Source organism: Pseudomonas sp. F1_0610, from assembly GCF_047470865.1.
Taxonomy (GTDB): Bacteria; Pseudomonadota; Gammaproteobacteria; order Pseudomonadales; family Pseudomonadaceae; genus JAZDRH01.
Map to the genome: position 1 here is coordinate 45,056 of NZ_JAZDRH010000021.1, position 10,966 is coordinate 56,021.

Sequence of the window (10,966 nt, forward strand, 5' to 3'; positions counted from 1 at the left end):
AAAATCGCCTAATAACTTAGTTCCTTCTCTTTATCCCGCTTCTTTATAGAGCGGGATTTTTTTGCCTGCGAGATGGAGAAATTCTTATCAATGAAAATAGCTGGGAGTTTTATGATGGTACATTAGATGAATTACGAATTGGTTTTGATCGTTTTCGGTTTTGGGAAGCGTATTCTAGAGGGCATTGGAACGCGACTATTGAAAATAATTTTTCGGGGATTCAATTATGTTTTGCTGAAGAGACTTTATTTTCTGATGAGGGATGTTTAAAAAAGTTTCTGATTAATTAAAAATATTGTTATAGATATAGTGAAGCACAGGTTTTTCATCGATCCCAACGTCATCTTAAGAAAATAACTCTAACACCGTGTAAATTCATTACTACACTAAGCTATCGAAATAATCAGGATACCATTGCATCATACTCTTCCCCTGTTCTAGGTGACCTTCTCCCTTAAACTAGTTATTTATGATTTATGCAGGCTAAGCTTGATTCTTATAAAAGCCCTTCTCTTGTCAAGAAGGGCTTTTTCGTTTAGGCGTTCATAGCAACAGGTGCTGTGTAGTCAAACTGAGTTTGTTTTTCTACAGCGGCTGCAATATTGAAAACTTTGCTTTCGTTGAAAGCAGGGCCAACAATTTGCATGCCAACAGGCAGACCCTTTACTAAGCCTACAGGAATAGTTAAAGAAGGTAAGCCTGTTAGGTTGTTCGGACCTGTAAAGCGAATAATGTGATTGAGTAGATCAACCTCTTTACCATTTAACTGGGCTGTTGGGCTGCCAATGTCGTTGGGTAAGACAGGTAAGGTTGGCGCAATAAGCACATCTACTTCGTCAAAAATAGCACTAAATTGCTGCTTGAGTTCACGACGTAATTGCTGCGCTTGTAGGTAATCAACGGCGGTTGGTAGTTCACCTAATTCAAACAGCATACGAATATCATCACCAAAGCCGTTAGGGTCTTTCTTCATTTGCTCATGGTGAATGGTTGATGCTTCACTTAAGCTGGTGATAAGTTCAATGTATTCTGCGTTTTTTAGCGCTGGAATAGAAACTTTTTTGATAATAGCGCCATTGGCTTCTAATTCAGCAATCTGTGCGCGTACAAGTTTTTCAATAGGCGCGTCGACATCTTTAAAGAAGTAGTCTTCTTCAATACCAATGACTTTACCCTTGATATCCGCGCTTAAATTAGCAACATAATCAACGCTAGCCACTTTTTTGGAGGTAGGATCACGTGGATCATGGCCAGCAATGGCTTGTAGCATAATAGCGGCATCTTTTACCGTACGTGCCATAGGACCAATATGATCAAGGCTCCATGCTAAAGGAAAACAACCATATTTAGCCACTAAACCATGGGTTGGTTTTAAACCCACTAAGCCGCAAGCAGAAGAGGGAATACGGATAGAGCCAGCGGTATCTGTGCCTAATGTAATAGGAGACATACCAGCGGCTACTGCAGCACCTGAGCCGCCGCTTGATCCCCCAGGGATTTTTTCCAGATTCCAAGGGTTTTTAACCGCACCAAAATGTGGGCTGTTATTGGTAATACCCCATGCATATTCGTGCATGTTTAGTTTACCAATGAGTACTGCACCGGCTTCTTTAAGTTTAGCAATAACACTGGCATCGTCTTGAGATACAAAGTCCTTATGAAACTTAGAGGCCATTGTGGTTACTTCACTGCCAACGTAAATATTGTCTTTGATACCCATAGGAATACCATGTAGCGGCCCGCGGTAGTTACCCGCAGCTATTTCTGCATCCATGGCTTTAGCTTCAGCTAAAGCTTTTTCTTCTCGAAAGGAAACATAAGCATTAATGCTAGGGTTTAAGCGCTGCGCTTGTGCTAACACTAATTTCGTTAACTCCAAGGAGCTTACTTTGCGGCTTTTAATTAGCTCAGCTAGTTCACTAACAGGTAGCGATAATAAATCTTGATTAGACATGATCACCTCCTGCGGTATTGGTTAGGCTAATATCGGCATCAGCCAATTTTTGGCTTTGCACTTCTTTGCGCATTTGCTTAATAGCAGTCCAGCGAGACTCTGTTTCATCAGCAGTGCGAGGATTCATCACAATATTTTTTTGCGATAATAGTTCTTTAGCAGAAAACTCCACTTGGTTTACTCCGTTGTTGTTTTTAGAATAATTTTGAGTGGCATTAACACTTGTTTTTAAAGTTGTCTTACCAGCCACGAAGGAAACTTAAATATAATAATATTGATAGTCAATCTATAAATGACTGTAGAGTTTCGTACTTAAGTATTAACCCTTTTGTTTAAAGGCTTTGCAGGTATTTTTTACACTCAATTACGCTTACTTTATTTAAGGTTATTAGTAGGTTATTCTACTTTGGGATAATCACTAAAAGTATAACTTTATAGAGCCTAATAAAATTACTTATATATTCTAATAATAGATCAATCATGGTTTGTAATTAATGATGGTGATAAATAATAGCCTTATTAAGCACCGCGTTTGCTTGTTTTTGAGATTGCTTGAGGTGAATCAGCACTATAAAAAAACCTCATTTCGCGTTAATCTGTACGGCTTTTGCAGTCTATGAAGGCGTGAGTTAAACGCTTTTGTCAGTGCATGACAAAAATGAGGACAGGTATGAATATGTCTACACCTATGTTAGTGACATTCTTGGTGTATATAGCCGCGATGATTTTTATTGGCTTCTGGGCTTGGCGGTCAACCAAAAACTTTTCTGATTACATTTTAGGCGGCCGCAGTTTAGGCAGTGTGGTTACGGCATTGTCAGCGGGTGCTTCAGATATGAGTGGCTGGCTACTAATGGGGTTGCCTGGGGCTATTTATCTTGCAGGTCTTTCTAAGGCGTGGATTGCGATTGGTTTAATCATAGGTGCCTGGCTTAACTGGCTGTTTGTGGCAGGACGTCTGCGCGTTCATACTGAACATTGCAATAATGCACTGACGTTACCTGACTATTTTACGCATCGTTTTGAAGATAAACAGAAAATTCTACGCATAGTTTCAGCTACGGTTATTTTATTTTTCTTTGCGCTCTATTGTGCCTCTGGTGCTAAAGCAGCTGCTTTATTATTTGAAAGCACCTTTGGTTTTGAATATGCCACAGCGCTTTGGCTTGGCACATTGGCAACCATTTTCTATGTATTTATTGGTGGTTTTTTAGCAGTTAGCTGGACGGATACAGTACAGGCTACCCTAATGATTTTTGCACTATTAATTACACCGATTTTCATTATTTTAGCCTTAGGTGATGCCAGTACAACACTTGCAACCATCAAAGTACATTCCCCTACACATTTAGATATGTTTGAAGGAATGACTTTTCTTGGCATTGTGTCGCTTCTAGGGTGGGGGCTTGGCTATTTAGGTCAGCCACATATTCTGGTGCGTTTTATGGCGGCAGACTCAGTTAAAACGATTCCAGCCGCACGCCGTATTGGAATGGCCTGGATGATTTTATGCTTAGGTGGCGCAGTTGCTGTTGGCTTTTTAGGTTATCCGTATTTCGTTGAGCATCCTGAATTGGCAGCGCCTGTAAACGAAGACCATGAGCGCGTATTTATTGAACTGGCTAAAATACTTTTTAATCCTTGGGTTGCAGGTATTATTTTGGCTGCTGTATTAGCTGCCGTGATGAGTACCTTAAGTTGCCAGCTATTAGTTTGCTCTAGCGCCATAACAGAGGATTTTTATAAGGCTTTTTTACGTAAAAAAGCCTCGCAAAAAGAGCTGGTCTGGGTAGGTCGTATTATGGTGTTGCTGATTGCCTTGCTGGCCTTGTATATGGCGTCTGATCCTAAAAACAAGGTACTGTCTTTAGTTTCTTATGCATGGGCTGGCTTTGGCGCTGCTTTTGGCCCCGTTGTTTTACTCTCTGTAACTTGGAAGCGCATGACGCGTAATGGTGCTTTAGCAGGTATGGTTGTAGGGGCTATTACGGTAGTGCTTTGGCAGGAAGGCTTACCGCGTCTTAATGTACTTTTTCCTATGCCATGGTTGGAAACATTAATTGCAATTTATAATATTATTCCGGGCTTTATCTTTGCTGTTATCGCTATTGTTATAGCCAGCTTGCTAGATAAGCAACCTAGTCAAAGTATGCAGCAGCGCTTTGATGCAGCTGATAATGAGTTTAAAGCAGTTTAAGCATAGTGACTGGAGTAAAAACGCCCTAAAAAGGGCGTTTTTTATTGGTAATGAGAATATTTACTAAATTTTCTTTGCAATAAATGAAAATCTTTCGCATTATTGGCAGAGCTCTATTTGCACCGTTTGATTTACATCTAAAGGATTCAATGATGCCAGGTTTTAAATTAGCAAGTGCCAGTATTTTGGCAATGGCAGTCGCTTTGACTGCATGTTCAGATGACAAAGATAACACAGCAGTTTCTGCTTCAAATACGCCAACTCAAAGTGCACCGGCAGCACCGGCTGTAGTTAAAGCAGAGAGCTCACCAGAAGTTATCTCAGCTTATACTGAGGCACAGGCTAAAGCTGTGGTCAATCATTATGCTGATATTGCCCATGCGACTTTTGAAGATGCCACTATCAGTGCCAAAAAACTGCAAAAAGCAATAGATGCGTTTATGGCTAACCCAACAGCTGAAACACAAGCAGCCGCTAAGCAGGCTTGGGTTGATGCACGTGTTCCTTACATGCAAACAGAAGTATTCCGCTTTGGTAATACCATTGTTGATGATTGGGAAGGACAGGTAAACGCTTGGCCGTTAGATGAGGGCTTAATTGACTACGTAGCAGATGATTACGAAGGCGAAACAGGTAACCCTGCCGCTACAGCAAACATTATTGCTAATAAAACCATTCAAGTAGGCGAAGACAGCATTGATGTTAGCAACTTAACACCAGAGCTTTTAGCCGATCTAAACGAGTTAGCAGGTATTGAAGCTAACGTCACTACAGGCTATCACGCTATTGAGTTCCTGTTATGGGGACAAGATTTAAATGGCACGGGACCAGGTGCTGGTGAACGTAGCTATACGGATTACCTGCAAGGTGATGCCTGTACTAATGGTAACTGTGATCGTCGAGTTCAGTACTTAAAAGCAGTAACTGATTTATTGGTGACTGACTTAGAAGAAATGACAGCGCAATGGAAAGCCGGAGTTATTGATAACTATCGTGCTGAATTAACCAAAGAATCAGGCGAGGCAGGTATCCGTAAAATGCTCTTTGGCATGGGTAGCCTAAGCTTAGGAGAGCTCGCTGGTGAGCGCATGAAAGTAGCACTTGAGGCCTTCTCTCCAGAAGATGAGCATGACTGCTTTAGTGATAACACACATAACTCACATTTCTACAATGGCTTAGGCATTAAAAATGTCTATTTAGGACAATACAAGCGTATTGATGGCACCTTGGTCAGTGGTCCAAGCTTATCTGAGCTAGTTAACAGCATGGATCCAGCAGCTGACAAAGCTATGAAAGAGAAATTTGAGGTAACCCAAGCTGCTCTACAGGCTATCGTAGACAGCGCTGAAAAAGATAATGTGATGTTCGATATGTTGATTGATCCAGAAAATACCAAGGGTCATGAAATTGTACGTACAGCTATCAAAGCGCTAGTTGATCAAACCAGTAGCATTGAGTCAGTGGCGGCTGCATTAAATATTAATGAGTTAAATCCAGATACAGCTGATCACGAATTCTAAGCTCAGCTCGTTTCATATCGGCGTGCAAGCCTAGAGCTTGCACGCTGTTTTGCGTTTTGAGGCATGCATGTTTAAGCAATCATCAAAACTGCTTTTAGTTCTTGTTAGTCTCACGGGAGCTAGCCAAGCTGCATCTCACATGCAGGCAGATTCAGACAATTATCATTCGGGTGGTAAAACTACCGCATTTGTCGATGGGCGCCATGCTTTTACTCAGCCGGCCAAAAACATGAGCATTGAGCGTCGAGTAGAGTTTAGCGTTGGTAATAATTTCTTTAAAAGCCCTTGGGTTATTGCGCCTTCAAGCACTACTGCGCGCGATGGCTTAGGGCCTTTATATAATGCCACCTCATGTCGTAGTTGCCATGTCAATAATGGCCGAGGAAAAGCGCCAGATATTGGTAATAAAACAGCCGTATCGGCATTATTGCGTTTATCAATTCCTGCAACTACGCCAGCACATCAAGAGTTAGTGCAGTACTTAGGTGTTGTACCTGAGCCAAATTACGGCACTCAATTTCAAGATATGGCTATTCCAGGCGTGCTTCCTGAAGGGAAGGTTCGTGTTGATTATAGTTATGAGAACGTGAGCTTTGACGATGGTACTGTTGTTGAGCTACGTAAGCCTAATATTCAGCTACAAGCTTTGAATTATGGCGCGCTGCATCCGGATACTCAGTTTTCGTTGCGTCTTGCGCGGCCAATGATTGGTTTGGGATTGTTAGAAGCTATTGCCGAGGCGGATATTCTCGCGCAAGAAAATCCTGATGATCAGCGTGGTGATGGTATAACTGGGCGTGCCAATAGGGTTTGGGATCAGGAAACGCAAACCGTTCAGCTAGGGCGTTTTGGTTGGAAAGCGGGCAAAGCAAGTTTGCGAGAACAAAATGCAGATGCATTTATTCAAGATCTTGGTCTAACCAGTGAGCTGCGTCCAAAATCAAACTGTATGCCTAAGCAAACTGAATGTGCGAGTGCGCCTAATGGTGGGGAGCCAGAAATTATTGCCAATATCGAGCAGAAACTTTTATTTTTTACTCGAACTTTAGCTGTGCCAGCACGTAGAAATCTTACGGATGAGAAGGTCGTTCAAGGTGCTATACTTTTTCGCCGAACAGGGTGCGTTAATTGTCATACGCCTAGTTTTACAACACGCCAAGATGCAGCTGAGCCAGAGTTGGCGGGGCAAAAAATCTATCCGTATACCGATTTGTTGCTACATGACATGGGCGAAGGCTTGGCGGATAATCGTCCAGAATTTTTAGCTACTGGCAGCGAATGGCGTACACCACCGTTATGGGGCATAGGGCTAACTGAAATAGTGCATGGTCATACCGAATTTTTGCATGATGGCCGTGCGCGTAATTTACTTGAGGCGGTGCTGTGGCATGGCGGTGAAGCTGAAACAGCCAAGCAACGTGTATTAGGTTTTAATCAAGAACAGCGTGAAGCATTGCTTGCGTTTTTAAATTCATTATAGGGAGCCGTGGTATGTTAAAACCATCGCTATTAGCGGTTGCTTGTCTAGCACTTGTAGCCTGTTCAGAAGCAGAGAAAGTGGATCCTCAACAACAAGTAACGCAAGCTTTAGGGGAAAAGGTATACCAAGCCAGCTATATGCAATGGTGGCATAACAACCGTAATTTGGCCGCCAGTGCGCAAGCGTTCTGTGATGGTAAGCAAGACCTCGCAATGGCACGTCAGGTATATGAAGGTGCACAACAGTCTTGGGAGGCTATTCAGCCTTTAATGATTGGCGCTATTGCTGAAAATAATCGTGCCTGGCAAGTGCAATTCTGGCCAGATAAGAAAAACCTCGTTGCGCGTCAAGTTAAGCAATTAATGAATCGTAAACCAGAACTAACACAGGCGGACTTAGAAAAAGCCAGTGTGGTTGTACAAGGGTTATCGGCTTACGAGTACTTACTGTATGACAAGGATATCGACTTTAATAATGCTGCAGAAAAAACTAAATACTGCCGTTTATTAACTACAATTGGTACGCATCAAGAAATATTGTCGAAAAAAGTTTACGATACCTGGAGCACTCAAGGTGGCATCCTAACGGATTTAAGCCACTATCCCAATGAGCAGTTTGCTGAGCCATTAGAAGCTATAACCATCATGTTACAAGCTCAGGTTACAGCTATTGATACATTGAAGAAAAAACTAGGTGCGCCTATGGGGCGGCAACTAAAGCAACCTACGCCCGTACCTTTTCAAGCTGAAGGCTGGCGCAGTGGCTTATCCTTAAAGAATATGCAATCTACAATTGAAAGCGCTCAGAAAGTTTGGCAGGGCGTTAATGACACAGGTATTCGAAAACTAGTAGCCGAGCAAGATCCTAAAGTAGCTGAGACCATTGATAAGGCTTATGCGGATGCATTGGCAAATCTTGCTGGATTCGATAAACCACTGACTGAGCTGGTTGTCGATAAATCACAGGCAGCTGATCTTGAAAAGCTCTATAAAAGTTTTGATGCACTGCACCGTTTACATGAGCGTGAAGTGGCTCAAGTGCTAGGTGTGCAGTTAGGTTTTAATGCAAATGATGGCGATTGATTAATGAAGCGACGTAGTTTCCTCACGCTAACTGCAGGGTTAGCGGCGTTAGGTGCAGTAAGTACGAGTGCTTGGGTATGGCATAAGGGTAAAAAACAGCCACTATTGTTGTCAGCCAGAGATGACAGGCAAGGCAATCACTATGTCGTTGCTTATCATTTAGATGGTTCTAAGCGCTTTGAAACGCAAGTGGCAGAACGTTGTCACGATGTTATTTCTCATCCACATGATAGCGTTGCGCTATATGTGGGACGCCGTCCATCAACTGAAAGCTATTTGGTTGATTTGCAGACAGGGCAAGTGTTACAAACGCTGCGTACTCCCAAGCAGCGACACTTTCAAGGACACGCCATTATTCATAAAGAAGGGCAGCTAGCCTATACCACGGAAAATGACACTAGCGATCCTGGTCGAGGTGTTTTGGGGGTTTGGCAATGGCAAGAACGTCAGTTTGTGAGAGTTAAGGAACTCTCTACCCATGGTATTGGTGTTCATCAATTATTATGGATGCCTGACGGTGAAAGCATTGTCATTGCCAATGGCGGTATTCGCACTGAAGCAGACAGCCGTGAGATGTTAAATTTAAATAACATGGAACCTAGTCTTGTGCTGATGAAGCGCTCCGGCGAACTCATTAGCAAAGAGTTTTTAGCAGACCAGATGAACAGTATTCGTCACCTAGCTATTGCCAAAGACGGTACTATCATTGCTGTGCAACAATACGAGGGCGATAAGCGTGACAAGGTGCCTTTGGTGGCGATCAAACGACCAAGTCAGCCTTTTGTGCCTTTCCCTATAACAGAAGAACAACGCAGTGTCATGAACCAGTATGCTGCAAGTGTTGCTATTCATAGTGATTTACGCTTGGTGGCCATGTCAGCACCACGAGGTAATCGCTTCTTTATTTGGGATTTAGACTCAGGTGAAACCCGTTTGAATGCCAAAATGCTAGACTGCGCGGGCATTGCAGCTACTGAAAAAGGCTTTGTTGCAACCTCAGGAGTGGGGCGCTGCCGCACTTATGATTGCACTCAAGCTAAGCCTCAGATGCGAGTTTTAGAGTTACCAGCAGGACTGTGGGATAATCATGCAAACTTTGCATAAAGTATAAATTAAGGGCTAACTTAGCCCTTAATTTTTAAGGAATATCCAATGAGAAAAATAGTTATTTTATGCGCATTATTTCTGCCAATCTTGGCTCAGGCTGTTGAAGTCGGGGAGCGTTTAACGCCTTGGTTGTTAAAAGACCAATTTGATCATGGTTATAGATTAAATGCTAAAACTCAACTGCTTTTAATAGCGCGTAATATGGATCAAGCGAAACTGGTTCAGCAAGCCTTGGCCGATAAACCTAAGCATTACCTTGAGCAAAAAAATGCTATTTTTGTAGCCGATGTTTCACGTATGCCAAAAATGATTAGCAAAATCTTTGCTTTGCCTGCCATGCGCAAATATAACTACCGCGTTATGCTGGACCTCGATGGTGCTATTGTTTCGCAATATACGCGATCAGATGCAACCGTTATCTACTGGTTAGAACTGCAGCAGGGCGTAGTTGTGCAAGAAAAACTATTTTCTGATGCTAAAGCGTTATCTGTTGCGTTAGATGCGTTTAAATAAAGGTGCGTTAAAACGCTAAATGCAATATCCAATCAATTGGGCAAGGTGGTGCAATCTAGTATAGGCTGAACTTAGCTTTGATGCCTCAATCATCAGGCTAAACGTTGCTACAACGTTGAAGCCTAAGCAGAATGACGAGGCCGCTCAACCCTACGCCCTATAGGACAGAAAACAACATAGGAAGAGCTGTCTTAATAGAAGAGAGACTGCTAATTAGCGCGCAAAATCAAAAGAAAATTATTTAAATCTGAAGTGTATTTAAGGGTAAAATAGGGTGTTCCTGTTGTCTAAAACAATAGCGCCCTAGGATAGCATCGAGAGTCTTGTAGATGCTTTGTTGTCAGATATAAGTATGTGCAATTGGACTACACCTAAGCTTCATAACTTACTACTACTATTAAAGGAAAAACAGCGATTTGAAAAGTTGATATAAATGCCTAGTATTTTTTTATGCATTGGTTATGGTGTGAAGGAAACAACTCTCATGGAATTCTTTATTATGAAAAAAACAGTACTTGCTTGTGCTCTTATATTGGCCGCATCTAATGTGCTAGCTGCGGATGAGGAAAAAAGCTCGATACGAGATACCGTAAAAAGCTTTACCTCTAGCGTGACTGCCGCAGGAAAAGACGCTTTAGCCGGCGCGAGTGAAGGAATTGATGAGGGACGAAAGTCAGGCACGAGTGTAGATGGCGCCTTGATTATTTACGATAAAGAAAATCTAGCAAAATATAGTGCAATTAAAGTACTTTCTGTTGAGGAAGTTGATAGCAGCACTTTTGCCGTAACTTTAGCAGTAAAAAATACATCTGATACAGTGATTCGACTAACTAATCTTCACCAGCAAAGCAATCTTTATATGCTAGATGCTGATGACTTTGTGGCTTACCTAGATTCACCTCAAACGGATGTTACATTACCAGCTAAAACAGCAACAAAGTTACGTTTGAAATTTGTTAAAGCTGAAGGCAAACCAGTAGTTGTTAGAATATATGATTATGATGTTAAAGTTGAAGTGAAGTAATTAGATTGTAATAGCCATTAGGTTGCTAAGATACTAATGGCTATTAGATATTTAATTTGCTCTTTAAGTTAATTTGATATGTTGTAATT

9 protein-coding genes are annotated in these 10,966 nt (G+C 42.0%); 7 read left to right on the plus strand and 2 right to left on the minus strand.

The window, feature by feature from the left end; all coding sequences use genetic code 11:
- Positions 1-535: 535 nt before the first annotated feature.
- Together VQ643_RS11890 and VQ643_RS11895 are read right to left on the minus strand one after the other, a co-directional pair.
- Positions 536-1,954, minus strand: a complete 1,419-nt coding sequence (locus VQ643_RS11890) for an amidase (RefSeq protein ID WP_414200010.1) — start codon at positions 1,952-1,954, stop codon at positions 536-538.
- On the minus strand, positions 1,947-2,126 hold the full coding sequence (locus VQ643_RS11895; RefSeq protein ID WP_414200011.1) for a hypothetical protein: 180 nt from the start codon (positions 2,124-2,126) through the stop codon (positions 1,947-1,949). Before VQ643_RS11895 ends, VQ643_RS11890 begins: the two co-directional genes overlap by 8 nt.
- Positions 2,127-2,624: 498 nt before the next feature.
- On the opposite strand from VQ643_RS11895, the gene putP reads away from it, so the two are divergent.
- From putP to VQ643_RS11930, 7 genes are all read left to right on the plus strand, one after another.
- Positions 2,625-4,151, plus strand: a complete 1,527-nt coding sequence (gene putP / locus VQ643_RS11900) for a sodium/proline symporter PutP (protein ID WP_414200012.1) — start codon at positions 2,625-2,627, stop codon at positions 4,149-4,151.
- Between the two features lie 152 nt (positions 4,152-4,303).
- A complete protein-coding gene (locus VQ643_RS11905) occupies positions 4,304-5,671 on the plus strand; it encodes an imelysin family protein (RefSeq protein WP_414200013.1) in 1,368 nt (455 codons plus the stop codon).
- A gap of 67 nt (positions 5,672-5,738) precedes the next feature.
- Positions 5,739-7,151, plus strand: coding sequence for a di-heme oxidoredictase family protein (locus VQ643_RS11910; protein ID WP_414200014.1), 1,413 nt, complete (start codon positions 5,739-5,741; stop codon positions 7,149-7,151).
- Positions 7,152-7,162: 11 nt separating this feature from the next.
- Positions 7,163-8,233: an imelysin family protein gene (locus tag VQ643_RS11915; protein ID WP_414200015.1), complete on the plus strand. Its 1,071-nt coding sequence runs from the start codon at positions 7,163-7,165 to the stop codon at positions 8,231-8,233.
- A 3-nt stretch (positions 8,234-8,236) separates the two neighbouring features.
- Positions 8,237-9,337 carry a DUF1513 domain-containing protein gene (locus VQ643_RS11920; RefSeq protein WP_414200016.1) on the plus strand — a complete coding sequence of 367 codons (1,101 nt, stop codon included), beginning with the start codon at positions 8,237-8,239 and terminating at the stop codon, positions 9,335-9,337.
- Positions 9,338-9,385: 48 nt separating this feature from the next.
- Positions 9,386-9,853, plus strand: a complete 468-nt coding sequence (locus VQ643_RS11925) for an FAD/FMN-containing dehydrogenase (RefSeq protein WP_414200017.1) — start codon at positions 9,386-9,388, stop codon at positions 9,851-9,853.
- Between the two features lie 484 nt (positions 9,854-10,337).
- Complete coding sequence (locus VQ643_RS11930; protein ID WP_414200018.1) at positions 10,338-10,877, plus strand: hypothetical protein; 540 nt, start codon at positions 10,338-10,340, stop codon at positions 10,875-10,877.
- The last annotated feature ends 89 nt before the right edge of the window (positions 10,878-10,966 follow it).

Bases quoted from the DNA above. Each gene is read 5' to 3' on its own strand.
- VQ643_RS11930 (WP_414200018.1), top strand. From the start codon at position 10,338: ATGGAATTCTTTATTATGAAAAAAACAGTACTTGCTTGTGCTCTTATA.
- VQ643_RS11910 (WP_414200014.1), top strand. From the start codon at position 5,739: ATGTTTAAGCAATCATCAAAACTGCTTTTAGTTCTTGTTAGTCTCACG.
- VQ643_RS11915 (WP_414200015.1), top strand. From the start codon at position 7,163: ATGTTAAAACCATCGCTATTAGCGGTTGCTTGTCTAGCACTTGTAGCC.
- putP (WP_414200012.1), top strand. From the start codon at position 2,625: ATGAATATGTCTACACCTATGTTAGTGACATTCTTGGTGTATATAGCC.
- VQ643_RS11905 (WP_414200013.1), top strand. From the start codon at position 4,304: ATGCCAGGTTTTAAATTAGCAAGTGCCAGTATTTTGGCAATGGCAGTC.
- VQ643_RS11920 (WP_414200016.1), top strand. From the start codon at position 8,237: ATGAAGCGACGTAGTTTCCTCACGCTAACTGCAGGGTTAGCGGCGTTA.
- VQ643_RS11890 (WP_414200010.1), bottom strand. From the start codon at position 1,954: ATGTCTAATCAAGATTTATTATCGCTACCTGTTAGTGAACTAGCTGAG.
- VQ643_RS11925 (WP_414200017.1), top strand. From the start codon at position 9,386: ATGAGAAAAATAGTTATTTTATGCGCATTATTTCTGCCAATCTTGGCT.